This window comes from Nostoc sp. DedQUE05 (assembly GCF_034530955.1).
GTDB lineage: Bacteria > Cyanobacteriota > Cyanobacteriia > Cyanobacteriales > Nostocaceae > Nostoc.
Genome location: NZ_JAVRCB010000035.1, coordinates 36,135 through 59,742, shown reverse-complemented (window position 1 = coordinate 59,742; position 23,608 = coordinate 36,135). Strand labels below are relative to the sequence as shown.

General features: G+C 41.4%; 21 protein-coding genes. 9 read left to right on the top strand and 12 right to left on the bottom strand.

From position 1 onward, the window contains the following. Positions 1 to 15: 15 nt before the first annotated feature. The gene (locus tag RMZ42_RS23825; protein ID WP_416211833.1) at positions 16 to 888 is read right to left on the bottom strand and encodes a D-alanyl-D-alanine carboxypeptidase family protein; all 873 of its coding nucleotides are present in this window, start codon (positions 886 to 888) and stop codon (positions 16 to 18) included. 383 nt (positions 889 to 1,271) lie between these two features. Between RMZ42_RS23825 and mnmG the strand changes: the two genes are divergently transcribed. From mnmG to RMZ42_RS23810, 3 genes are all read left to right on the top strand, one after another. Then, positions 1,272 to 3,194 carry a tRNA uridine-5-carboxymethylaminomethyl(34) synthesis enzyme MnmG gene (gene mnmG, locus RMZ42_RS23820; RefSeq protein ID WP_322673767.1) on the top strand — a complete coding sequence of 641 codons (1,923 nt, stop codon included), beginning with the start codon at positions 1,272 to 1,274 and terminating at the stop codon, positions 3,192 to 3,194. A 421-nt stretch (positions 3,195 to 3,615) separates the two neighbouring features. Next, complete coding sequence (locus tag RMZ42_RS23815; RefSeq protein WP_322673737.1) at positions 3,616 to 3,798, top strand: hypothetical protein; 183 nt, start codon at positions 3,616 to 3,618, stop codon at positions 3,796 to 3,798. Beyond that, positions 3,768 to 5,117, top strand: a complete 1,350-nt coding sequence (locus RMZ42_RS23810) for a hypothetical protein (RefSeq protein ID WP_322673736.1) — start codon at positions 3,768 to 3,770, stop codon at positions 5,115 to 5,117. Before RMZ42_RS23815 ends, RMZ42_RS23810 begins: the two co-directional genes overlap by 31 nt. A gap of 32 nt (positions 5,118 to 5,149) precedes the next feature. Here the strand turns inward: RMZ42_RS23810 and RMZ42_RS23805 are convergent, their stop codons facing one another. Beyond that, entirely contained in the window at positions 5,150 to 5,335 is a 186-nt protein-coding gene (locus tag RMZ42_RS23805) for a hypothetical protein (RefSeq protein WP_322673735.1), read from the bottom strand. A 701-nt stretch (positions 5,336 to 6,036) separates the two neighbouring features. Here RMZ42_RS23805 and RMZ42_RS23800 point away from each other — a divergent pair. After that, positions 6,037 to 7,014: a bestrophin family protein gene (locus RMZ42_RS23800; protein ID WP_322673734.1), complete on the top strand. Its 978-nt coding sequence runs from the start codon at positions 6,037 to 6,039 to the stop codon at positions 7,012 to 7,014. A 96-nt stretch (positions 7,015 to 7,110) separates the two neighbouring features. Here the strand turns inward: RMZ42_RS23800 and RMZ42_RS23795 are convergent, their stop codons facing one another. From RMZ42_RS23795 to RMZ42_RS23770, 6 genes are all read right to left on the bottom strand, one after another. Further along, on the bottom strand, positions 7,111 to 7,731 hold the full coding sequence (locus tag RMZ42_RS23795; protein ID WP_322673733.1) for a hypothetical protein: 621 nt from the start codon (positions 7,729 to 7,731) through the stop codon (positions 7,111 to 7,113). A 29-nt stretch (positions 7,732 to 7,760) separates the two neighbouring features. After that, positions 7,761 to 9,125, bottom strand: a complete 1,365-nt coding sequence (gene miaB, locus RMZ42_RS23790; protein WP_322673732.1) for a tRNA (N6-isopentenyl adenosine(37)-C2)-methylthiotransferase MiaB — start codon at positions 9,123 to 9,125, stop codon at positions 7,761 to 7,763. 149 nt (positions 9,126 to 9,274) lie between these two features. Then, the gene (locus RMZ42_RS23785; RefSeq protein ID WP_322673731.1) at positions 9,275 to 9,838 is read right to left on the bottom strand and encodes a retropepsin-like aspartic protease; all 564 of its coding nucleotides are present in this window, start codon (positions 9,836 to 9,838) and stop codon (positions 9,275 to 9,277) included. 328 nt (positions 9,839 to 10,166) lie between these two features. Beyond that, positions 10,167 to 10,940: a nucleoside phosphorylase gene (locus RMZ42_RS23780; RefSeq protein ID WP_322673730.1), complete on the bottom strand. Its 774-nt coding sequence runs from the start codon at positions 10,938 to 10,940 to the stop codon at positions 10,167 to 10,169. A gap of 46 nt (positions 10,941 to 10,986) precedes the next feature. Further along, positions 10,987 to 11,547: a hypothetical protein gene (locus RMZ42_RS23775; RefSeq protein WP_322673729.1), complete on the bottom strand. Its 561-nt coding sequence runs from the start codon at positions 11,545 to 11,547 to the stop codon at positions 10,987 to 10,989. Positions 11,548 to 11,677: 130 nt separating this feature from the next. Then, on the bottom strand, positions 11,678 to 12,277 hold the full coding sequence (locus RMZ42_RS23770) for a macro domain-containing protein (protein ID WP_322673728.1): 600 nt from the start codon (positions 12,275 to 12,277) through the stop codon (positions 11,678 to 11,680). 318 nt (positions 12,278 to 12,595) lie between these two features. Between RMZ42_RS23770 and fusA the strand changes: the two genes are divergently transcribed. The 4 genes from fusA (at position 12,596) to RMZ42_RS23750 (ending at position 18,690) form a co-directional block, all read left to right on the top strand. Then, positions 12,596 to 14,599, top strand: coding sequence for an elongation factor G (gene fusA, locus RMZ42_RS23765; RefSeq protein WP_322673727.1), 2,004 nt, complete (start codon positions 12,596 to 12,598; stop codon positions 14,597 to 14,599). An 817-nt stretch (positions 14,600 to 15,416) separates the two neighbouring features. After that, positions 15,417 to 16,487: an acyltransferase family protein gene (locus RMZ42_RS23760; RefSeq protein WP_322673726.1), complete on the top strand. Its 1,071-nt coding sequence runs from the start codon at positions 15,417 to 15,419 to the stop codon at positions 16,485 to 16,487. A gap of 491 nt (positions 16,488 to 16,978) precedes the next feature. Beyond that, the gene (locus tag RMZ42_RS23755) at positions 16,979 to 17,860 is read left to right on the top strand and encodes a GNAT family N-acetyltransferase (RefSeq protein WP_322673725.1); all 882 of its coding nucleotides are present in this window, start codon (positions 16,979 to 16,981) and stop codon (positions 17,858 to 17,860) included. Positions 17,861 to 17,922: 62 nt separating this feature from the next. Then, a complete protein-coding gene (locus RMZ42_RS23750; RefSeq protein ID WP_322673766.1) occupies positions 17,923 to 18,690 on the top strand; it encodes a Uma2 family endonuclease in 768 nt (255 codons plus the stop codon). A 13-nt stretch (positions 18,691 to 18,703) separates the two neighbouring features. Here the strand turns inward: RMZ42_RS23750 and RMZ42_RS23745 are convergent, their stop codons facing one another. Then, positions 18,704 to 19,420, bottom strand: coding sequence for a molybdopterin-dependent oxidoreductase (locus tag RMZ42_RS23745; protein WP_322673724.1), 717 nt, complete (start codon positions 19,418 to 19,420; stop codon positions 18,704 to 18,706). Positions 19,421 to 19,654: 234 nt separating this feature from the next. Between RMZ42_RS23745 and RMZ42_RS23740 the strand changes: the two genes are divergently transcribed. Further along, complete coding sequence (locus RMZ42_RS23740) at positions 19,655 to 20,647, top strand: NAD-dependent epimerase/dehydratase family protein (protein ID WP_322673723.1); 993 nt, start codon at positions 19,655 to 19,657, stop codon at positions 20,645 to 20,647. Positions 20,648 to 20,870: 223 nt separating this feature from the next. Here the strand turns inward: RMZ42_RS23740 and bioF are convergent, their stop codons facing one another. From bioF to RMZ42_RS23725, 3 genes are all read right to left on the bottom strand, one after another. Beyond that, positions 20,871 to 22,091 (bottom strand): 8-amino-7-oxononanoate synthase, encoded by a 1,221-nt coding sequence (bioF, locus tag RMZ42_RS23735; RefSeq protein ID WP_322673722.1) that lies wholly within the window; start codon positions 22,089 to 22,091, stop codon positions 20,871 to 20,873. Between the two features lie 98 nt (positions 22,092 to 22,189). Then, entirely contained in the window at positions 22,190 to 22,822 is a 633-nt protein-coding gene (gene ruvA / locus RMZ42_RS23730) for a Holliday junction branch migration protein RuvA (RefSeq protein WP_099101282.1), read from the bottom strand. Next, positions 22,822 to 23,580, bottom strand: a complete 759-nt coding sequence (locus RMZ42_RS23725) for a sucrose-phosphate phosphatase (RefSeq protein ID WP_322673721.1) — start codon at positions 23,578 to 23,580, stop codon at positions 22,822 to 22,824. The genes ruvA and RMZ42_RS23725 overlap by 1 nt, the downstream gene beginning before the upstream one ends. Positions 23,581 to 23,608 lie beyond the last annotated feature (28 nt).

Below are 23,608 nucleotides of genomic sequence, written 5' to 3'. Positions count from 1 at the left end.
CATACTATTGAACAATTAAAGCGGCGTGATCCAATAAGTAATGCCTCTAATAGCTTGTTTTTTAAAACCATACAAAGATAAATTATCTTCAGATAAACCCACATAAGTCCAATGTGGAACATCGTTTTCTACAGTTTGAAACCAACCATTTTGATTAAGAGCTTTTCTTTGCTCTTTACTACCTACGCGTAAATCAATGGCTAATCCCCAGAGATGTTGTGAAGTTCCGGGAGGGGCAACTAAACCGAGAATTTTTGTTTCTTTACCTTGTTGAACTTTTGCTAAAACTCGATCGTTAGCATACTTGTGCCAAAATCTTAAATTCGTGTTGAAAGTGCGAGTGCAATCACCAGAGCCATAACCAGATTTTAGCGGAATTTGTTGTTGTACTCGCGCTTTATTTAAAGCATCAGCCGCCGATTTTTGTAAATAACAGTCGTTAGTGCCATCAACATGACCCATTGTTAAAGTAGCTTGAAACTCTTGGGTTTCTTGTTCATTAACAAAGATATTTTTTGGCGGTAGTTTAATTTGAATATCGGGATTTACGAATACTGCACCATAGCTTCGTAGCAAAGTATATTCATAAGTACCAAGCTGGGGAATTGTAGGCAATTTTCTAGCGATCGCAGATAAAAAACGCTGTTTAGCATCTAATTTGGGATCGGGAATAAATGGTTGCGAGCTTGTATTTTTAGAGATGTCTATACAAGGTAATGAATTATTAATCAAGCATTGTTGTAATGGTTGAGCAGTTATAGCAACTTTGTGGTGGGTAATCTCATTGCTAGCGACTAATACAAAAATCATCAATATAACGATACTGATGAAACTTGTCTTTTTAATAAACCTAGTAATATTTCTTTGATTTCTGAGGGTAAGTTTCATTCTAAATAATTAATTAGCGATCGAGAATAAAGTTAATACTTTTTTTGGTAATATTGATTATTGATGAATTAAAGTTGCAGATAGTTTATCGACACTGAACTATCGTTAAATTCAAATTCGATAAAACATCTAATATATACCAGTTGTAAATTAATTTGTGCTGGGTTAACGCTCTGAACAATAACTGCGAACGAAAAACCGGAATATTGTCACAAATTTTAAAAAGATGAGATTTTTCACTTATTACTAAACTTAAAAAATGGAACCTTGCTTTTAATTGAGTACTAGTAAGTTTGATAACTTTTTTATCAGAAAGTTACATCCATGAAACCACTGGAACAGTTAAAATTGAAAAGAACTCTAAGCTTGCCGATCCTGTAAGTATGACCATGCACAATTCCGTTGAATTCCAAGACGCTTTTGATGTCATAGTCGTCGGTGCAGGTCACTCCGGTTGCGAAGCAGCTCTCGCCTCTGCACGCCTCGGTTGTCGTACCCTGCTATTGACGCTCAACTTGGATAAAATCGCTTGGCAACCTTGTAACCCAGCAGTAGGTGGCCCGGCTAAATCTCAGTTGACTCATGAGGTAGATGCACTCGGCGGGGAAATTGGTAAAGTAGCAGACCGCACCTACTTGCAAAAACGTATCCTCAACTCTTCACGGGGGCCTGCTGTTTGGGCATTACGCGCCCAGACAGACAAGCGCGAATATGCAGCGGTGATGAAAAATGTTGTTGAGAATCAAGAAAACTTGACAATCCGCGAAAGTATGGCAACAGATTTGGTGCTGGGCGCTAACAATGAAGTCATCGGCGTTGAAACATATTTTGGTGTCGGGTTCCAATGTAAAGCAGTCATCTTGACAACCGGCACCTTCCTGGGAGGCAAAATTTGGGTTGGTAACAAATCAATGCCAGCCGGACGTGCTGGGGAATTTGCGGCTGAAGGATTGACACAAACCCTAAATCGCTTGGGATTTGAAACCGGCAGACTTAAAACTGGAACTCCGGCGCGGGTAGATAAGCGATCGGTAGATTATAGTAAAATGCTCATCCAGCCAGGAGATGAAGATGTGCGCTGGTTTAGCTTTGACCCAGATGTGTGGATAGAACGGGAACAGATGCCTTGCTACATCACCCGCACAACCGCCGAAACCCATCGCCTGATTCAAGAAAATTTACACCTGTCGCCAGTTTATGGTGGTTGGGTGGAAGCCAAAGGGCCGCGCTATTGTCCCAGTATCGAAGATAAGATTGTGCGGTTTGCCGACAAGGAAAGCCACCAAATCTTTATTGAACCAGAAGGAAGGGATATACCCGAACTGTATATCCAAGGGTTTTCTACAGGGTTGCCAGAAAATTTGCAACTGCAAATGTTGCGGACTCTCCCTGGTTTGGAAAAATGTGTGATGCTGCGTCCCGCTTATGCAGTGGAATATGACTATTTACCAGCAACTCAGTGTTACCCCACACTAATGACTAAAAAGATTGCGGGGCTGTTTTGTGCTGGGCAGATTAACGGCACCACAGGTTATGAAGAAGCTGCTGCTCAAGGGCTGGTGGCGGGAATTAATGCCGCTCGATTTGTTCGCTCTCAAGAAATGATTGTGTTTGCCCGCGAGCAAAGTTACATTGGGACGCTAGTTGATGACCTGTGTACAAAAGACCTACGGGAACCTTACCGGATGCTTACAAGTAGGTCAGAGTACCGATTGCTATTGCGTTCTGACAATGCCGACCAACGTCTGACACCCTTGGGAAGGGAGATTGGTTTAATTGACGATCGCCGCTGGGATATGTTTACCCAAAAACAGGGTAATATCACCACAGAAAAACAAAGACTGCAAGCCACACGAGTTAAAGAACATGATGAAATTGGAATAGCGATCGCATCTGATACCCAACAAGCAATTAAAGGTTCGATTACCCTCAACGACTTGTTGCGGCGTCCAGGATTACATTACGTCGATCTCGACAGGTTCGGACTGGGAAACCCCAACCTCAACCGGGCCGAGAAAGAAGGCGCAGAAATTGACATCAAGTATTCTGGCTATCTCGCAAGGCAACAAAATCAAATTGACCAAATTGCCCGCCAAGCGCACCGCCAGTTACCTGGGGATTTAGACTACACAACAATTGATACTCTTTCTAAAGAGGCACGGGAAAAGCTGACTCACATAAAACCACTTACCCTTGGTCAAGCTGCACGTATAGGTGGTGTAAACCCAGCGGATATTAACGCCTTATTATTATATCTAGAATTGCGTAGAAGCAAGAGCCAGTCAGAGTTTCCAGCGTTAGCTTAACACAAGCTTGATAAAGACTGAGTATAGTAGTAGGGAGAGAGATTGGTATGATAGATGACATAAAGATTAGTAGTGGCATCATCAACAATCCCCAGATGCAAGTTGAGTTTAATACCAACACTCAATCAACTTATCTCAATTAGATGGGGGATTGGATGTTTCATTATTCAGGAGGCAGTGTTTCGACTACGCTCAACAACCACGCAGGAGTAACCCACGCACAACTGCATAGGATTGGCGAAAGACCGGAGGCAAAGCGGCTCCTCTGTTTGTTTCTCGCCCGATACATCTCAATACAATTCTTCTTTTTAAACAGGGTAATTACCCAAATCTGAAGTTTTTATTCATACTTATTTACTTCAGTAATAACTGCCCTCAACCTACTGCCTCCTCTGATAATCCTAATTTTCAGGCAGTCTCAATGAAACAAGTTTCACCACCAAGTATGAAAGAGGGACTGGGGACTGGAAACTGGGAACTGGTATTTTTACTCAGCACTCAGCACTCAGCACTCAGCACTTTCAAGTCAGTAGAAGTGGCGTTTCCTCGTCCAAGCAACAACCCAGAACGTCTATGTTACAAGAAGCCAGCACCCGTCTCATAGTACCAGAACCATCAGAAGACTTAATCACCAACGAGCCTTGGTCGATAGAAAACTATGCTGATGGCCTAATGGATGAACTCTTTGCCGATATCGACTACATTCTGGATGCTAGTGGTAATCTGCCTTCTCAAACTGTTAGGCACAGTAGTCAGAACAGATCGAGCCACTCTGTTGCTGGAGTTTCCGCCCAAGCTCAACGCCAATCGCCTCCAGAATACGTGCCTCTGCAAACAGTTATGATACCACAGATTACTCTGAACCAAGGAGTACAGTCAGTTGCTCAAGATCGGCACAAGCAATTGAGTACCGTTGTATTTGACACCTCTACTGTTAAACCAGTTAGTAGAAAGCGTCAAAAAACTAGTTCGGTTTTGGGCAAACTGCTGATTGTAGGAACAACTTTAGGCGTGGCGATCGCTAGTACGATCTACTTGGTGCAGTCTGGAGTCGTATATCTTTTAAATAACAAATTGCCTGAGTCAGCGCTTCTATTGCCGCAATCGCAGTCACGGTTGCCCGTAAAAACAGAAATTGAGGCAGAGTTAGTTGACTATATGCTCCAATCGCTGGCTGTTATAGATAAGCAAGGAGCAAAAAGCAATCAAAAATCTTTCAATCCAGGATTCTCCAGTCAGGCAAATACTAACCAAATAGCCTTTGGTCGCCAGCAAGCAACTGGTAATCTACCAGCACTTCCACTTCTAGCTAATAATACACCACCAGCCCCTAATCGTTCTGGAAGCGTTGTTGAGCGCATCTATGTCCCCGTTTATCAAGCGCCGTCACCAATGCGCTACGCCCTTCCAGCCATTCCGGGGACTCCCACACTTTTACCACAAGTTGCCAGCGCGTTACGGGTATCTCAACCTAATGTTGTCAAAACTGCCCTGAATACAGTGCGACAAGCTGCCAAGCCTGTAACTGTCAATATGTTAGCTGCGGCTGTACGAGCCGAACTAAAACCGGTGGCAGCCAAAACTGCACCCATTACCGTGCGCCAAACACCCAAACCTCTGCCTGCATTACCAGTAGTTCCATTGCGTGCTGCACTGGCACCAGAGTCAGAACCAACTATTACCCAAGAACAAGTATATCCGGCAACGGCGATCGCAGTTGCTCCGAGTAATACCTTAGAGGGATTGCTAGAGTTGGGCAACAAATCTGCCGCTTTGTTTAAAATTGATGGCGTGACTCGCCGCATCAATATGGGTGAAAGTATCGGCTCCAGCGGTTGGACACTAGTAGATGTCAGTAATGGCGAAGCAGTCGTCCGACGTAACGGCGAAGTACGATCGATTTATGCAGGACAGAAACTATAAATTTTTTAACTCACTATCTGATTGAGGGGAGTTTAAAGATTAAACTCATCTATTACCATTAACAGTACTGCGACCTGCAATAATTGATTGAAATAATTCGATCGCGTCAAATATTCCTCTGTCTCTATCTGCACTGTTAGGATTGCCTGCTGATATGTAGCCTGACTAATGCGATCGCGCCTTAATAGTTTTAATATTATCAGCTTTATTGATAGCAAGATCGCTTTTACCTCCAACAGACTCTAGTAACTATTGAGCGAAGATTAATTTTTTGAGAATTTGCCGATTGATTTCAGTAACTTTGATACTTTCAATGCCAAGTTGTGTAAATACTGTTGATAAATCTTTATTAAAATAAGTTTCAACTAAATCATCTAGTAATCATATAGTTTTGTCCTTTTAAAAAGGATTTGCATAACTCTTCACCCAATAATGGTTTTCCTCAAAATGGACATCTAAAATTGGGTAACTTCCTGGCTTAATATCAAATTTAATTGGGTTTATTTCCTTTGATAGCTTAAGAGTTACACATTCGCTACACTGCTATTAACCCAAGATGTTTAGGCGTAGTCTGTCGTAGACATCGCTCTGTCGGTAAGAAAAATTAAATATTTATTATAAATAGCTGAAAATCTTGTCTAATTATCTCATAAAGCAGCGAAATACCACAACCTTTAATCAATATAAGCAGAAAATCAGGTTTTTGGTGAAGAATTGGAAGACAGTATTGAATTTCCCTACCTAAAGATAGTTCACAGAAATAAATTTCAATGTTAGAACTACTATAATTTATGTTTATTATAGTTCCATTATGGTGACTATATGAAAACCTACATCGTGTATACATCTTCCTTAAGCAAGATATATTTAGCTAAAAAAGTTAGTTTGCTAATTGATGTAATCCTCAAACCTTAACAACATGAAACAACCTAACTATTTTCAAAATAATTCTAAAAACTCTTTAAGAGAAAAGTATCATCTTTACAAAGGCGAAAAGCTGAACTGGCTTCAAGTAACTCTTCGGCTTGAAAGGTCAATTATCTCTATTATTCTTCCTTGGGTAATTTTTTGTACTATATATGGTACTTTCATATCATTTTTAGCTCATTTAGGATTACCAATAGCATTTTCAGATTCTAGCAATATTCTTACCAATGCTGTTTTAAGCTTTAATATTGGCTTTACATTACTATTAGTCTTTCGGACGAATACAGCCCATGATAGATTTTGGGAAGGTCGTCAACTATGGGGAGCTTTAGTTAATACATCGCGTAACTTAACTCGTGGAATTGCGATAATAGTTAAAGAGAAGACACCACAAGATAAATTAGAAAAAGAAGCAATGCTTCGGTTAGTGACTGCTTTTGCAGTTGCAATGAAGTTACATCTTAGATCGGGGCCTTTAGACACTCAGTTGGCATCATTAATGTCTGAAAAACAATATTTATACCTCCAAGATAGCGATCATCCTCCACTACAAATTGCTTATTGGATAGGAGATTACTTGCAGTATCAGCATGACCGAAATTGCCTAAATGTCTATCAACTAACTACTTTACATAATTGTGTAAATGAGTTAGTAGATATTTTAGGCGGTTGCGAACGTATTTTAAAAACGCCATTGCCTTTGATATATACTATTAAATTAAGACAACTGTTATTAATTTTTTGTCTTATATTACCTTTGGAAATTGTGAGCTTTTTAAATTGGTGGACTGGGATAGTAATGGCTTTTGTCAGTTTTACATTATTAAGTATTGAACAAATTGGTTCAGAAATTGAAGAACCTTTTGGCTTTGATCCTAATGACTTACCTTTAAATACTATTTGCAATACAATCTCAAACAATGTTGAAGAATTAATCAGGCTTACTTCTAACAATGTTCGTTCTTATTAAACCTGTAAATAAGTTTTATCAGTCAAGTTTTGATGAGAAAGGAGAGGTTTTTCCTTTATTAAACATAGAAAATACTTGGTTGAAAAATATAATAGTTTAATAAATGCTTCGCCAAGCTTTTACCGTCCCTTTACCAATTTCGCTATCAACAGTTTGACCTCCTTCTAAAACTAGTCTGATATCTAAGTTCTCATCTGGAGCATTTTTCAAAGCAGTGGCTAGTTCTTGACTGACAGCAAATGTGCCGGTTGAACCGTCTAACTGAAAAACTTTTTCTCTGACCTTGAGTAAAAGCTTATCGACTTTTTTAGTCGTGACAAATCTAAGATAGTCAGGTCTGGGATACACACGACCTGCGGTGTAGAAAGAAGACATTGCTTGACCCGAATTTACTGTTACGAGTACTCGAATGCTGGAAGGTGTCCACAAACTAATAACTTGCGTTGAACCCCCACGGTACAAATAGCCACCTAAAGAATTGCGGTCGAAAACTCCAACCAACTCCCCTTCAAAAGGGTCAACAATTCTTACGGCTTTCGACCAAGGCACATCCATATCGGGGGACAGTCCAGCCGATTTGACCATTGGCAAATCCCTTGATGCTTGAGCAAGAATAGCTATTTCTTGAACGGTGAAAGCAGCACAATGTTGAGGGGAAATTACAGCCAAGCTAGCCCCAAAAAGAAGAACTGGAATCGTTTGCGGTAACTTCATCATAAGTCAGGGGTATAATCTTCAAATACTTCTTAGTGCAAAACAGTTTGCCTCACTTCAACTGGTTCGCCGGTTAAGCTAAAAGGTCGAACTTCGGTAATTTTTACCTTTACTAACTGCCCTTTGAGTTCTTTGATGTTGCCGCTAAAAAAGGTCAAACGATTACCGCCAGTGCGTCCCATTACCTGGGTTGGATCTTTAGGATTTTGGTCTTCTACTAAAACTTCTTCAATGCGTCCAAAGTAACGTTGCGATCGCTCTGCTACTTTTAAGTTTCCCAGATGATTGAGCCGTTGCAGGCGATCGCTTTTAATTTCTTCACTCAGTTGATTGTCCCACAAAGCGGCTGGTGTCCCCGGACGCGGCGAATATGCTGCTGTATTCAACATATCAAAGCCAATATCTTCCACCAGTTTCAGGGTATTTTCAAACTGTGCTTCTGTTTCCCCAGGAAAACCGACAATTACATCGGCACTAATCGAGGCATCTGGCATATACCGCCGAATGGTATCGATAATCCGGCGATATTTCTCATGGGTATAACCCCGCGCCATCGCCTTTAAAAGTTCGTTATCCCCAGATTGAAAGGGAATGTGGAAGTGTTCGCACACCTTGGGTAACTCAGCACAAGCCTGAATTAATCTTTCAGTAAAATAACGGGGATGGCTAGTAGCAAATCTTAACCTTTCAATTCCCGGCACATCATGTACGTAATAAAGCAAATCTGTAAAGTTGTGCAGATGCCGACCTTCTGGTGTCACTCCAGGTAAATCTCTACCGTAAGCATCAATATTTTGACCGAGTAGGGTAATTTCTTTGTAACCTTGCCGTCCTAATTCTGCCATTTCAGCCCGGATAGCTGACGGCGTGCGAGATTGTTCGACACCACGCACATTGGGAACTACGCAATAGGTACAGCGTTCGTTACAGCCGTAAATCACATTCACCCAAGCGGTCACTGTACTATCTCGTCGCGGCTGGGTGATATCTTCAATAATGTGAACTGCCTCGGTTGCGACAACTTGGTTGCCTTCAAATACTGACTCCAACAAATCTTTCAGACGGTTGGCGTGTTGTGGCCCCATTACCAAGTCTAATTCTGGCACTCGCCGCAACAGCGCTTCTCCTTCTTGCTGGGCAACACAACCAGCGACAATGAGGGTTAAATCAGGTTGCTCGTGTTTGCGCTTTGCTTGTCTGCCAAGATAGGAATATACCTTTTGTTCAGCATTATCCCGAATAGTGCAGGTATTATAGAGAATCACATCTGCATGATTCGGATCTTCACACCACTCAAAGCCCATGTCTTCCAAAACGCCAGCCATGCGCTCTGAGTCAGCTTTATTCATCTGACAACCGAAAGTAGTAATGTGATATTGGCGTTTAGAAGTGGTCATGGGCAATTATGCTGAATCAGCGTAATGTATGTCAGGTTTATTTCTATTCTATAACGCTCTTAAGCTGCTTCAGGAGTGCAGAGTACCTTGGCTCAGATTCCTTTTAATATTTCAATATAAAAACCTCAAGAAGTTACAAGCTGCAAGGATTAGCGGTGATGAAATTCCACCTCTTTCTCCAAAATTCTGATGTCATAGTTGCCAAAGAAATCGTGACCTAGTAGCCCGATGCTGGCTTTTGGTGCGATCGCTACTTGAAGATTATTGGCTGTAACTCCACCTACTGCAATAGATTTTACCTTACTGGTTGAGAATTTTACTTCACTACCATCAGCAATTTGGGCTTGCATTGTACCTGTAGCCTGGAGGTTAAGTGTATTCGCCATATCTTGAGTGATAATGGTTCCACTAGCACCTGTATCTACAATCATTTCAAAGGTTTTTTTGTCGTTGAAGGTGACATCAATCACAGGAGTTCCACCAAAACGGCGTTTGATTGAGACTCGAAAAACTTTATTGTCTGAAGGTGCGGCTATGATATTGCCACAAATTCTTCCCAATCCAACGGTTTTACCAGAGGAAGTTATCATGTAACACGCTCCTGGATCGTCTGCTGTTGCCCGATGAGAGAATGCTAAAAATATCAGCGTCGGCATTAGTGCAATTGCAGCTAGATTAACGGTTGTAATCCAACGCCTCCAAGCATTCTTCATGTTATACCGCGCTCCATTTTTTTTGACTACTTTTAATATCTAAACTCATCATGGTGGCTGTAAAACATGGTGTTAAAAGAACAGCTTTTTAATATAAAAATTCAAATTATATCTATCTAAAATAGACATTTATAACAACTTTTTTAGTTTTAAATTAGCTAATTTTTTATATATGTATCTCAAAAATATGAAATCGTCGCATCTTACTCAATATATCTTACATAGAATTACTGATTGGTAAATTAAAGATTAGGTAAAGACATGATGAAACTACTTAGAGCAGATTCAATCTGACATACTAATAAGTTGGATAAGATAAATTTGTAGCTTACTCAAAGCTTGCTGCTGCATTTACAGCAGTTGCGATCGCATTTTTAACGGCGATATCTTTTTGTTCTAGAATGATATTTTCACTATCAGTACGCGAAGCAACTACACCGCAAATAGCAGCAGCAGCAAAATTATACACACCTGCCATTTTAAATAGCGTGCCGCATTCCATCTCGTAATTCAAGATATTCAAGCGCCGATATTCTTCTGTGATGCCATGCAGCGATCGCATTAAATTTGGATTGGCTGAATCAGTGCGTTCTTGTCCTTCGTAAAAAGTATCAACTGATGCCGTAATTCCGATGTAATGTTCAATCTTTAATTCTCGTGCAGCTTTAACTAAAGCAACTGTGAGAAAAGGATCGGCTGCGGCTGGATATTCCACAGGCGCAATGTCATTTGCTGCACCTTGGCGACATAATGCTGCACTGCTAATAACAACGCTACCGACTGGTATATAAGATTGAATCGATCCGCAAGTTCCAATGCGAATAATTTGCCGGATTCCTACTTGGATTAACTCGTTGACAACAATACTTAATGAAGGCGCACCCATACCACTAGTAGCAGATAAGATGCTGCGACCATTCGGTAAGTATCCTACATAGCTATTGAGTCCGCGATTTTCTGACAAGACGCGTACATCTTGTAAATAAGTTTGAGCAATTAGGTGCGATCGCTCTGGATCGCCAGATAATAGAGCAATGCTGGGAGGCGATGAACCTAAATCGTCTTGCCCAAAGCCAATGTGATAGAAACGTTTATTTGGCATTCAATTTTGGATTTTAAATTTTAGATTATCTTACTATTTAGCTCACTTACGAACCGTCTTTACCTCTCCATGTAAGATGCCATTGGTCATAAAACTTAGACTCTGGAATAAATTTTTGGCGAATTTCTGCCATTTCTTCGGAGCGGTTAATACTTTGCATCAGATAACCACTCTCAAAGATAAGCTCATGAACTTCCTCATATTTATAAGCAGGTTGAAAGCCAAGATGAATATATAGGTTCTTAATAAAATTATTGGCTACTAATAAACTTCCTGTAAATTCAACAAGATAATTTAGTTCATCATAAATAGCGCTAGGATGAGGCACAGGCGTATCTCGACGAGAAGGTAAGACACCCAGAAAATCTTTTGCTTTACCTTGTTTTGCAAGTTTTTCTTTTAGGCTGAGAGAGATAATTAATTCTTTTAAGTAAAGCGTCTCTTCTATTACCTTATAAGTACAACAATAGCCTCGCCAACAAGCTGTTGTACCCCATTGAGGAGAAAAACCGTGTTGCGTTGGCTCAAATAATCCTACACCATCAACACCTGCAATACAGAATATTTGACTTTTATAAATTAATTGATCGCTAATTTGACCAGTCATTTTTTTCTTATACATTTAAGGGAAGCCACTTGCTCCACTTGCGATATCCCCAAATGGAGCAGTTGGCGTAAATTAGGAGGGAATGTGCGAAGCGCACCAGGTTTCAGATTTTAAATGTGTAACTCCTGCTTTACCTAAAATCTCCTCCTTCCCATACCTGAAGTTGTCTTTCAGCCGCAACTATACAATTTAGATATTTAGGTGGATAGAGAAAATGATCGTAAGCTAATGCCATCTGTCTAGCAGCTTCAGTATATGGCACTCGTCCTATTCCCGTACCCAATCCAGGACAGGCAATGGTGTTAATTTTTTGCCTAACGTGTTGATTATGGTGTCGAACTGACAGCAGCATCGCCCACATCGCTATATAAGGAATATCTGTCCCAGCAATAATCATGGGAACTCGCATCGTAGGGGTATGAGCCAAAAAAGGATGTTTGTGATGGCCTGTTTCCACAATCATTGATGTTCCCACAGGCTGTTCGCCCAAATAATCCTCAAGAATGCGCTGCTGGACTCTTGCCATTAAGGAAGGGCCGAAAAAACGGATAATTGCCGCATCTATGCCACCATCCATCATTCCGAAAGAGTTAGCAGGGCTGACCATACAATCAAAATCTGGCAACCACTCGAAATAGTTATTCACTATTTCTACATTGGGTAAGTAATTAAAATGTTCTTCAAAGGCTGCACACAACAAAGAGTCGGGAGCTACCAATATCAATTTCAAGCTTTCATTTCCTCCGCTTGAATATCTATTTTAAACGTCAGCTAGGGCAAATATCAACTGTCTGACTTTTCGCGTCAGCTAGAAAGGCCCACGAAAAACCTAACCCCCTAACCCCCAACTCGTCGCGGGAAGGGGGAAAATTCAAAGTCTCTCTCCTAAAAGGAGAGAGATTTAGAGAGAGGTTTTTCAGATACCGTAAAAAGTCAGAACTGTTTGTCTGTATTATCAGCCTTGTCTTCTATTTATACTACATATATAATACAAAATATATCACCACTCAGTTGGTGACTGTTTGTCGCTTGAACAAAAGGAAATTTTATGATTCCCCGAACACGCATCCGAAATATTGGTATCTCTGCCCACATCGACTCTGGTAAAACTACGCTGTCAGAGCGAATTCTCTTCTACACGGGCAGAATCCACGCTATTGAGGAAGTGCGGGGAGGCGGTAAGGGTGCAACGATGGACTTTATGCCAGAAGAAAAACTACATGGTATAACCATCACTTCTGCTGCTACCACCTGCCAGTGGCACGATACCCAAATCAACCTGATTGATACACCTGGACACGTAGATTTTACAATTGAAGTGGAACGTGCCCTGCGGGTATTGGATGGGGCAGTGATGGTGCTGTGTGCTGTGGCGGGTGTGCAGTCCCAGTCCATTACGGTGGATCGGCAAATGAAGCGCTACCGTGTGCCGCGTTTGGCATTCATCAACAAAATGGATCGGACGGGAGCAGATCCATTTCGTGTAGTACAAGGAATACGCGATCGCTTGCAACTCAATGCAGTATTACTCCAGTATCCTATCGGCAGTGAAGACCAATTCCAGGGAGTGATTGACCTGGTAGAAATGACTGCTGACTACTTTGAGGGGGAAAACGGGGAAAATCACGTCAAAAAGTCGATTCCCAAATCACTTAGGGATGAAGCACAACAGGCACGGGAGAAGTTGCTCGATACTTTATCGCTGTTCTCAGAACCGATGACCGAGATGCTACTGGCGGGTGAGGAAATTCCTAAAGAATTAATTTGGGAAACCATCCGACAGGCAACCTTGAGCCTAGAATTCACGCCTGTACTGCTGGGTTCGGCATTCAAAAATAAAGGAGTGCAAAACTTATTGGATGCAGTTGCGCTTTATCTACCATCTCCCGTAGATAGAGAAGTGGTTAAAACCGCAGAGTTGGTGAGTGTCTACCCTAACCCCGATGCTTCTTTGGTGGCATTGGCATTTAAACTCACTGTCGAATCCTTTGGGCAGTTGACGTATACCCGGATTTACTCTGGGACGCTCAAACCTGGCGATACCGTCTACAACTCGCGGACTGAACAGCGAGTGCAAATCGGTCGCTTGGTGAGAATGCACGCCAATAAGCGAGAAGAGGTAAAAGTTGCCGTTGCTGGGGATATTGTGGCTCTGTTGGGTGTGGATTGTGCTTCTGGTGATACATTCTGTTCTGGGGAACCACTGGTATCTCTAGAGAAGATGTTTGTACCGGAACCAGTAATTACGCTGGCAATTACGCCCAAGAAACAGGAAGATAGCGATCGCCTTTCCAAAGCACTCAATCGCTTTCAAAGGGAAGACCCCACCTTCCGGTTGAGTATCGACCCCGAATCAGGATCAACTCTGATTTCTGGGATGGGCGAACTCCACTTGGAAATCTATCTCGAACGCATTCAACGAGAATATAATGCCGAGGTTTACGTTGGTAATCCTGCCGTGGCGTACCGGGAAACCATTAGGCAACAAGCTACTTTTGACTACCGATTCAAGAAACAGTCAGGCGGCCCCGGTCAGTACGCCCATATTACTGGATGGATTGAACCCACAGATCAGCCGTTTGTCTTTGAGAATCGAGTGGCTGGGGGTGCGATTCCCAAAGAATATATCCCGGCGTGTGAGAAAGGTTTCCGTGAGGCGATGCAATCAGGACAGCTGGAAGGCTATCCGGTAACTGGGGTGAAAGTCGTTCTGGATGGTGGTTCTTATCACCCAATTGACTCTTCAGAATTGGCTTTCCGGTCAGCATCTCATCAAGCAATTGAAGGTGCGATCGCCAATGCAAAACCCTACATCCTGGAACCCATCATGCTTGTTGAGGTGGAAACACCCAACGAGTTTATGGGAAGGGTTCAGGGTGACTTATCCTCCCGTCGAGGTTTGTTGTTGGGTTCCGAGACAATGCAGGGATACACGGTGATTCGGGCAGAAGTAGCGCTGGCGCGAATGTTTGGGTATTCTACAGAATTGCGATCGCTCACTTCTGGCATGGCTACTTTTTCAATGGAGTTTGCCTGCTATCGGCAGTCCTGAACCAACATTAGCAATTAGTATCTCCAGCTTGTCCGATCAAAAAGACAAGCTGGAGCTTAATTAAATCATTTAATCAGAGAAAGCCGTAGGGCCCAGCAGTAAATACCGTTCGGTTAAGGAATTTCTTTGTTGAAGCAGGCTGTTCTTGAGCAAGGGAAGAAAAGAAGCTGTTCTTGAGAGAAGAATTACTGAACAATGACCCTCTTTTCTCCCCTACCTCTCATCTACCCCTGCTTCCCCTGCTCACCTCAACGCAGAAATTCCTTAACAAAACGGTATTGCCCCAACTGGGGAGAGTATCAACAACGCCGTTGCTCCCAGGTCTAATTATTCAGTCACGTCTTTATCATCAATTTTTAGCGCCTTAAGAGGGTGTTTGAAAAGTTTTGAGGGGTCAAATTTTATGCTAATCGCTTCACCACTATCCTGCATAATCTTCTTGTGCGGTCGGGTCTTAATGCTTAATTTTATAGACTTAAATTTCTGCCAATAGAGAGATGTTTATTTAATACTAAATACTTCTTTACTAGGTCTCTTTGCAATAAAGGGATTTTTGCAATTGTATAGAAATTTGTACTTCGCTAAGTCCTCAATAATTTATCATAATCTAAATAAGTATATCCAAGGGAAGAAATAATCTTAATGCAGATTTTTAGCAATTGATTTTTATCATAAATACTGCTAGCCTTATGATTTACAACTTATAACAATTTTGTGCAGATTAATTAGAAAATAATATATATGAGACAAAATTTATTGTTTTATAAAAAAGTCTATGGTATTAGTCTTAATTTTGTAGTGTAAAAAAATAATTAAAATGGTAAAATTAGAAATAGTTGAGCGTATAGTAAAAGAAAGAATTGAATGGATTGATTGTTGGAAAGGTCTTGCCATAATTACAGTTGTTGTAGGACATATAGTCAACCCGATATCGAAATATATTTACTGGTTTCATATGCCGCTTTTTTTCTTTATCAGTGGATATCTCTATAAAGAAAAAACTGACTACTATACTTTTTTTAAGAGAAAAATATTTCATCTTCTAGTACCCTATTTTTCATTTCTTTTTTTATTTACTCTACTTCAGTATTTACCATTGATAATTGACAGTTGGCAGCAAAAAAAGTTATTGCCGATAGATCAAATTATCATATATACATTGATGATAATTTGGAAACAATTATATGGTGGGGCAAATCTGGTGCTTTGGTTTGGTGTATTTTGGTTTGTAACTTGTTTATTTCTTACGCAGCAGGTATATAACCCGATCTATATAAAGTTTGGCTCTAATAATTGGCTGATGATAAAAATTATTCTTGGCTGTTATTGTTTAGCAATGATTAATTATTACTTCCTTAAAAATGTTATTTTTCCTTGGAATATTAATGTAGTTGCAATGGCACTTCCATTTTATTGGTTAGGACACATGGCAGCTAAATCATTATTAATTAATTCGAGGACATTAATATTAGTAATAATAATATTTCTGTCTGCATTTTTACTAGATAATGGGTCTTTGCTATATTTCAATTTTAATATGAAAAATACTACTTATGGTGTATTATTTTTTAATGTAATCATAGCTTTGTCTGGTATTATTATTACACAGCAATTGGCGATACTACTTCATAATAAATCTTACATAGGAAATGCCCTACGCGAACTTGGTAGTGCTTCTATGCTCATTATGTATTTGCATCAACCAATACAAATAACTATTAAAAATTACCCAATATTCGCATCTCCAGGAATTAGGGTAATAGGTGCATTATTGATTTCATATATTATCTACAAACTTATCATCAATTATTCAATTATGCGTAAGCTTTTCTTGGGTGATTTTTCAACTTATGGAGCAGTGGAAACTATCAAGAACTCAAAAGTATAAATTTGCACCCAATACTTTTCGGTTGTGGACACCGCCAGCACTGCGGTGTAAAGGCTATGCCAAAAGTGTGGTAGTAGGTTCATTGTTATAGCTGGGGACTGGGGACTGGGGACTGGGGACTGGGGACTGGGGACTGGGGACTGGGGACTGGGTGAAAAGTCTTTTTGTGTTTAGGTTCGATCGTCTGTTGATGTCCTAACACTACTGGGGACGGCTATAAATGCGCGATCGCTCTTAGTAAAACGTGCCATCCTATTTACAGGTGATAATAACCAAGCAGCCCAAGCAGTTTATCAACAAATTGGCTTTTTGCCTACTGGCGAGAAGTATGGCTTAGTCTTATTTGAAGAGACTCAGAATTGAGAAATATTGAGTTAAAGGTTGGAGGCGCAACACCTTACGCCCTTGCGATCCATTTATATTTTAGCTATTTCTGGATTTGCTGGAATTGATTTTGTAGTCTCTACTGAATTGATTGTAATACTTGAACTATGAGCCAGTATCGTTTCAAACAGTCATTTTCTGCCGATCCCAGCTTAAGCGATAAGCTTTTTGACTTGATGGAAGTCACATTTCCCGGACTCAGCAGTTTAGCAGAATGTGCAAGAAAACTAGGTGCATCCTGGGAAACAGCTTCAACTCCCTTTATTCGCTTTCATGATGATATAGCTATTACCCATGTGGGAGTGTTAGAAATTCCCATGCAAATTATGGGACAAAGGCTCACTGTCGGAGGAGTTCATGGAGTAGCTACCCGTGCAGAATTTCGCCGGAGAGGGTATTACCGGGAAGTGATGCAGGAAGTGCTAGGGTATTGCGATCGCGATCGCCTTTATGAAACCCTGGTACTGACGACACCACAACCAGAGTTGTACTTACCTTTTGGCTTTCGTGTTGTCGAAGAACACATCTTCAAAATTAAGTGTAACTCCACAAGTAGCACTGATAGCTTCAGAATACTGGATTTTACCAATACTAAAGATTACACATTGCTACACAGACTTTTGGAAACACGCATTCCTGTCTCTAATATAGTTGGCGTAGTCAACGAAAAACCTGTGTTCTGTGTCAATGAAGGAAGTCGTCCTTTATATTATGCAGAAGATTTAGATTTAATCGCCTGTATGGAGATAGAAGATAACCGACTTCATCTTTTCGATTTAGTGACAACGCAGATATGTTCTTTGAAGAATATTCTTAGTAAGATACCTCAACCCATTGAAGAAGTAGTGATTTACTTTAGTCCAGAACTTCTGGATGTCAAAGATGTGCAAGCATTCACCCATACATTTGATGAAACCGTGCTGATGGTTCGTGGTAAATTTGCAGCAGAAGGCGAGAAATTTATGCTGCCGCGTTCTGCAAGGTGTTGAGTTACTCAAAAACAATTAAATCATAATAGAACTGAGAGTTTCATCATCAGGATTGCTTTATGATGTATCAAACTGACCCGCCGCGATCGCCAAAAGATGTATTGCCAACCATGTACGATCTTCCTAGTGAAGACCCAGAGGAGCCTGGTTTGCCCGATCAGTTTCATTTATTGCAACCTCGTCTGTTAGACGAAACCTTTCGTCCACCAAATTATCCAAGCGACGAGATATTTGTTGCTAGCGATCTGAATCTTTATTACGATCCGCGCCGTCCACTGTGGTATAAGCGACCAGATTGGTTTGCCGTTTTAGGTGTTTCCCGCCTCTATGAACAACGAGATTTACGTTTAAGTTATGTCGTTTGGCAAGAGGGAGTTCAGCCTTTTATTGTGGTTGAATTGCTGTCTCCAGGTACTGAAAAGGAAGACTTAGGGCAAACATTGCGGGATATCAAGCAACCACCAGCAAAGTGGGAAGTATATGAGCAGATTTTGCGTGTGCCTTATTATATAGTATTCGATCGCTACAAATATGAGTTAAGGGTATTTAAGTTAGACGGTGGTCGTTATGCTGAAATCGCACTGTCAGAGTCGCGCTTCTGGATACCAGAACTAGAATTAGGCTTGGGTGTTTGGCAGGGACGCTATCAAGATGTAGAACAGCCTTGGTTACGGTGGTATGATTGGACAGGCTGCTGGGTATTGACTTCTACAGAACAAGAAAGTCAAAGGGCTGAACAAGAAAGTCAACGGGCTGAACAAGAAAGACAACGGGCTGAACGGTTGATTGCACAATTGCGAGCGCTAGGTGTTGAACCCGATTTAGATTAGCTTTTTGCCTGTTTTATAGCCCTGCAAACCACTCATAGCCTCGATCTTCCCAATAACCTTTAGTAGGTAATAAATTGCTGACGAATGTAATTTGAGTTACCCATTTGCTTTGCTTGTAGCCTAGTTTAATTGGGGATGCTAGGCGCATCGGCGCACCATTATCAACTGATAAGGGTTGTCCATTCTTTTGATAAGCCATGAGAGTTTGGGGATGTATGGCAGAAGCAAGATCCCAGCTTTCATAGTAGCCATCGGCAGATTTGAAGTAGACATAACGGACGTTTGACTTAGGCTGTACTAGCGCTACTAAATCTCGTAATCGCACACCTCCCCATTGAACGATCGCAGCCCAGCCTTCAACACAGACATGGCGAATTACCATTGAAGTCAAGGGTAGTTTTTGAATATCTGCCATACTCAATTGCATCGCATTATTGACCTCACCATCAATTATTAAGCGAAACTGTGCCGGATCGATTTGCGGGGTAAAGTCAAAGGTATTTACCAGCAATTTATCGGCTTCTATGGCACTGACAGGAAATTCAGGTATAGGTTTTTGAGTTAGCAGAAGTGCTTCAAGACTTTGGTTTAGTGGCTCAGATATTTGCCGCAGATTATCTGAGAACAAATTTGTTCCACAGCCACCAAGAAGAAAGCCTACCCCTGAAAGTCCAGATACTTGCAGTAACCGACGACGGGATAGGGTACGTTTGGGAAGAATCAGACTCATAAAACCTCTACAGAAACATAGATTTTACTAATTTGACTAATTCAAGGGTTAAAGCAAAGGTAAAAGTCAATATTTCGCATTTATCTGCCTTGCGATCGCCAACCTAAAGATTGTAAGTTAGTTACACACATAAAAATCCCCACGCATTTATTTTCTACTGATAACGGATATTTAATTTGTCTTAAGCGCTATTTTAAAAATATAAAAAACCCTAATTAGCTACAACTTTCAAATATGTCAGACAACAAAGAATTTTCATCCGAAAAAAGCTTTTCTGTTAAAAATGTCTTGATTATAGGTGCAGCCGGGTATATTGGCGGAGCGCTGTGTCAAAAGTTTTCTCAGACACAAGATTTTGCCGTATTGGCACTTGTACGTCCGAGTAGTGATATTGAGGGTATAAAGCCTTTTTGCAAAGAAATAATCCGCTCTCAAGAGGTAGACATTTCCAGCAATGATGTTGCACAAGCAATTCGCAAGCATGATATTACAACAGTAATTAATGTAGCGTGGCACATGCCTCCAGAATCAACCCAAGAAGCTCAATTCGCTTTAGACCGTATAGCATTAGAAGCCGCTTTATACGGTACTAGTGCAGTTTCGCCAGATATTCATGTAATTACAACCAGTGGAAATTTCTCTTTGATTACCGCCAATGGAGGACGAATAACAGAAATACCTCCGCCAAAAGGTTATACACGACCCGAATATTTAGTATGTTTTGACTTACTATCAGGTGTAAATGTGTTGAAAGATGTGCTAGTAGAAGAATATATCAGCAATGGAGGTAACGCCTCGATTGTCTATCCTTCATCAGTATATGGTTCAGCACCAACTCGTGGCAGTTTCTGGGATTTTGCAATTCAGCAGTTCATTACAGGGAAACCATACCAAGGCTATCAGCCATTTCCACCAGATTTTATGACGGCGTGGATTCATGTTGAAGATTTAGCAAACTGCTACATTGCGGTAGCGCGATTTGGCTCCAAAGGAGGACACTACCTTGCTGCACCTGAAAATTTTAGTATTAGCCAGGTGTCAAAAATGTTTGCCCAAGCTGCTCAGGTAGAATTTATTCCCCCAGTCTTTGAAAACAAAGACAAAGTTATATTTGATGATTCTCATACTAGAGAAGTACTTCAACTTCAATGGAAGTATAAACTGGCTGATGAGATGAAAGGTTGGGTAGAGAGAATAAAAGAGTTAGGAACTTATTTTTTAGAGTAAATCAGGGGTAAATAACTAGTCAATTGTTCGATGAGCTTGATTAAAGCCATCCGTCAACGTCACCGACGAATGGCTGCTCGCTCTATTGTTATTCCTTTCCCCCTTACCCTTTACCCTTTCCCGACAAATGCCAAGAAGTCTATTATGGGAGGTTTTAAGACTTTATCAATAAGTATGTAATTACGAATTACGTTAGCGCAGCGTTAGCGACGCAGGAGCGTCATTACGAATTACGAATTATATTGCAATCCTTCAGCACTGCTACCAATTTTTCAATATGTGCTACTTCATGAGTTGCCATCACGGATATTCTGATTCGACTTGTGGGCACTGTGGGGGGACGAATTGCTGGGGCAAAAATGCCAGCATCTCTTAGCTGTTTTCCAGCTTTGAGTGCATCTGTAGCATTAGGCAATTGAAAACATAATATGGGTGATTCAGAAGGCAGCAATTTCAGGTTAGGTAACTGTTGCAGCAAAGTTTTCAAGTAATGTATATTCCTCCACAATTGGGCGCGGCGTTGCGGTTCTTGTTGCACTATTTTAATTGCTGCTAAAGCCGCGGCTGTATCAGCAGGTGAAAGCCCAGTGGTATAAATCCAACTGGGTGCGCGGTTTTGCAAAAAGTCAATTAGGGCGCTACTTCCTGCTACATACCCGCCTAAACTACCTAAAGCTTTACTCAAAGTGCCAACTTGAATTAATTGCTTTCCCGTACATCCAAAATGCTCTACACACCCAGCGCCAGTTTTTCCTAGTACTCCAGTGGCATGAGCTTCATCGACTAGCAGCATACAGCTAAATTCATCAGCGATCGCCAACAGTGCAGGCAACGGACATAAATCGCCATCCATGCTGAAAACGCTATCAGTAAGAATCAAACAGCGTCGGTAGTTTTGTCGCTGTTGACTCAACTGAGTTTTCAATACTGCCAGATCGCAGTGTGGATATTCCACCACTGCTGCACCGCTAAGAATCGCTCCATTTTTCAGACTGGAATGATTGTACTGGTCAGAAAATATTAAATCACGCTTGCCCACAAGAGCGGTAATTGCACCCAAATTTGCTAGATACCCGGAGCTAAACACCAAGGCATCTTCTGTTTGTTTGGTAGATGCGATCGCCTCTTCTAACTCCCTGTGTAACTCCCGATGCCCACTGAGTAATCTCGAACCAGTACTACCAGTTCCAAATTCAGCGATCGCAGCAGTTGCAGCCGCCATCAACCGTTCATCTCCAGCCAATCCCAAATAGTCATTGCTGGCAAAATTAATTACCTCTTGCCCAGCTAAAACCACCGTTGCACCCGGACGACCACTGATCGGTTGTACTGAGCGATACCAGTCCGCCCGATGAATTGTTGCTAACGACTGTTCTAGCCAAGCATAAGGATCGGTGGGGAATGGGGACTGGGGACTGGGGATTGGGAATTGGGAATTGGGCATTGAGCAGGGGGCAGGGGGAGAATAACTAATGACTAATGACAAATGACAAATGACTAATAACAAATGACAAATGACAAATGACTAATGACTAATGACAACTAAACTTGTTCGCTACTGAGATGAGCGATCGCTTGTTTAATCCAGTCTTCGACATAGGCATCTTTGGGTAGTCCGATGTCTTCGCTGACCACATGCAGGGCATGACTGACTTCATGGGCAGTATATCCCAAGGCGAAGAGAGTCATTTGCACTTCTTCGAGAATTCCTGGGGCTGGCCCGCCTGTGGCGACGAAGAACCCGGCTGATTTGCGCCACTCGACTAATTTGCTTTTCAGTTCCAAACAGATGCGTTCGGCGATTTTTTTACCGACACCGGGAGCCTGAATGAGGATTTGTGTATTGCCAGCGATAATTGCTTGGACTAAATCTGGTAGTTCCAGAGTGTCTAAGAGGGCGATCGCTAAGGCTGCACCAATACCTGTGACAGTCAGCAAGTGGCGAAATAAATCGCGTTCGGCTGGGGAAGCAAAGCCATAAAGAAAGGGCACTTCTTCACGAATTTGCAAATGGGTAAAAATTTGCGTTACTCCTCCCGATTCTGGTAACTGGTTTGCTAGGCGTTGGGGAACTTGCAAATCATACCCCAAGCCATTCACTTCCAGAGTCAGAATCACGCGATTAGCGCCAATTGTTTGGATACCAGCGACTATACCTTTTAAATAACTAATCATTACAAGAGACCAAAATAATTTAAGCCTTCGATAATTCCACCTGCACAAAATCCTCTTGCCAGGTAGTGATAGTCTGCGGGATGTTCATTGTGCCATTGGAGTAACTCTTTTCGGGCATTCCCCACAATGATTCCCCGTTCGTTGCCTACAGCAAATAAAGCAATATCATTACCCGAATCACCACAGACAACTGTTTGTTCTGCTGCAAATTTCCACTTCTGGCGCAAAAACTGCATTGCTTGACCTTTATCGCTGGTCAGGGGTACAATGTCAAGGTCTATTCCGCTACTGTAGATTAACTTTACATTTAATTTAGCTTTTTGCAACTCAGCTTCAAGTTGTGGTAGAACATTCGCAGATACTTCTTGTTCTAAAAAACAACTCACTTTGAAGGGACGCTGTTCTGAATCTGGTTGCCGAACTAACTGAGGATATTTTTTTGTAATAGATAATACAGTTTCCCGTTCCCATCCTGGAGAAAGGATTTCTGACCAACCTGAGTCTGGAGTATCAGTACCATCAAGGTAAATTTCTGTACCCACAGATAGGACGAGGGCATCGGGTTGCAAAAGATTTTTTTGAGCTTGGAGTTCTTTGTAAAGTACAGGCGATCGCCCCGTAGAATAAACGATTTTAGTGCCGTATTCTTGGCGATGTTGACTCAGCAGTTGATTTAGTTCTGGTAAAGCGCTGTCATCGCCCACAGTCCGGTATACGAGGGTGTCATCTAAATCGGTTACAAACAGAAATGGTTTCATGATTAATACCTCTTGCAAAATCTCGTTA

Coding starts and splice junctions, on each gene's coding strand:
- RMZ42_RS23825 (WP_416211833.1), bottom strand. CDS start 888: ATGAAACTTACCCTCAGAAATCAAAGAAATATTACTAGGTTTATTAAA.
- mnmG (WP_322673767.1), top strand. CDS start 1,272: ATGACCATGCACAATTCCGTTGAATTCCAAGACGCTTTTGATGTCATA.
- RMZ42_RS23815 (WP_322673737.1), top strand. CDS start 3,616: ATGAAACAAGTTTCACCACCAAGTATGAAAGAGGGACTGGGGACTGGA.
- RMZ42_RS23810 (WP_322673736.1), top strand. CDS start 3,768: ATGTTACAAGAAGCCAGCACCCGTCTCATAGTACCAGAACCATCAGAA.
- RMZ42_RS23800 (WP_322673734.1), top strand. CDS start 6,037: ATGAAACAACCTAACTATTTTCAAAATAATTCTAAAAACTCTTTAAGA.
- RMZ42_RS23795 (WP_322673733.1), bottom strand. CDS start 7,731: ATGATGAAGTTACCGCAAACGATTCCAGTTCTTCTTTTTGGGGCTAGC.
- miaB (WP_322673732.1), bottom strand. CDS start 9,125: ATGACCACTTCTAAACGCCAATATCACATTACTACTTTCGGTTGTCAG.
- RMZ42_RS23785 (WP_322673731.1), bottom strand. CDS start 9,838: ATGAAGAATGCTTGGAGGCGTTGGATTACAACCGTTAATCTAGCTGCA.
- RMZ42_RS23780 (WP_322673730.1), bottom strand. CDS start 10,940: ATGCCAAATAAACGTTTCTATCACATTGGCTTTGGGCAAGACGATTTA.
- RMZ42_RS23775 (WP_322673729.1), bottom strand. CDS start 11,547: ATGACTGGTCAAATTAGCGATCAATTAATTTATAAAAGTCAAATATTC.
- fusA (WP_322673727.1), top strand. CDS start 12,596: ATGATTCCCCGAACACGCATCCGAAATATTGGTATCTCTGCCCACATC.
- RMZ42_RS23760 (WP_322673726.1), top strand. CDS start 15,417: ATGGTAAAATTAGAAATAGTTGAGCGTATAGTAAAAGAAAGAATTGAA.
- RMZ42_RS23755 (WP_322673725.1), top strand. CDS start 16,979: ATGAGCCAGTATCGTTTCAAACAGTCATTTTCTGCCGATCCCAGCTTA.
- RMZ42_RS23750 (WP_322673766.1), top strand. CDS start 17,923: ATGTATCAAACTGACCCGCCGCGATCGCCAAAAGATGTATTGCCAACC.
- RMZ42_RS23745 (WP_322673724.1), bottom strand. CDS start 19,420: ATGAGTCTGATTCTTCCCAAACGTACCCTATCCCGTCGTCGGTTACTG.
- RMZ42_RS23740 (WP_322673723.1), top strand. CDS start 19,655: ATGTCAGACAACAAAGAATTTTCATCCGAAAAAAGCTTTTCTGTTAAA.
- bioF (WP_322673722.1), bottom strand. CDS start 22,091: ATGCCCAATTCCCAATTCCCAATCCCCAGTCCCCAGTCCCCATTCCCC.
- ruvA (WP_099101282.1), bottom strand. CDS start 22,822: ATGATTAGTTATTTAAAAGGTATAGTCGCTGGTATCCAAACAATTGGC.
- RMZ42_RS23725 (WP_322673721.1), bottom strand. CDS start 23,580: ATGAAACCATTTCTGTTTGTAACCGATTTAGATGACACCCTCGTATAC.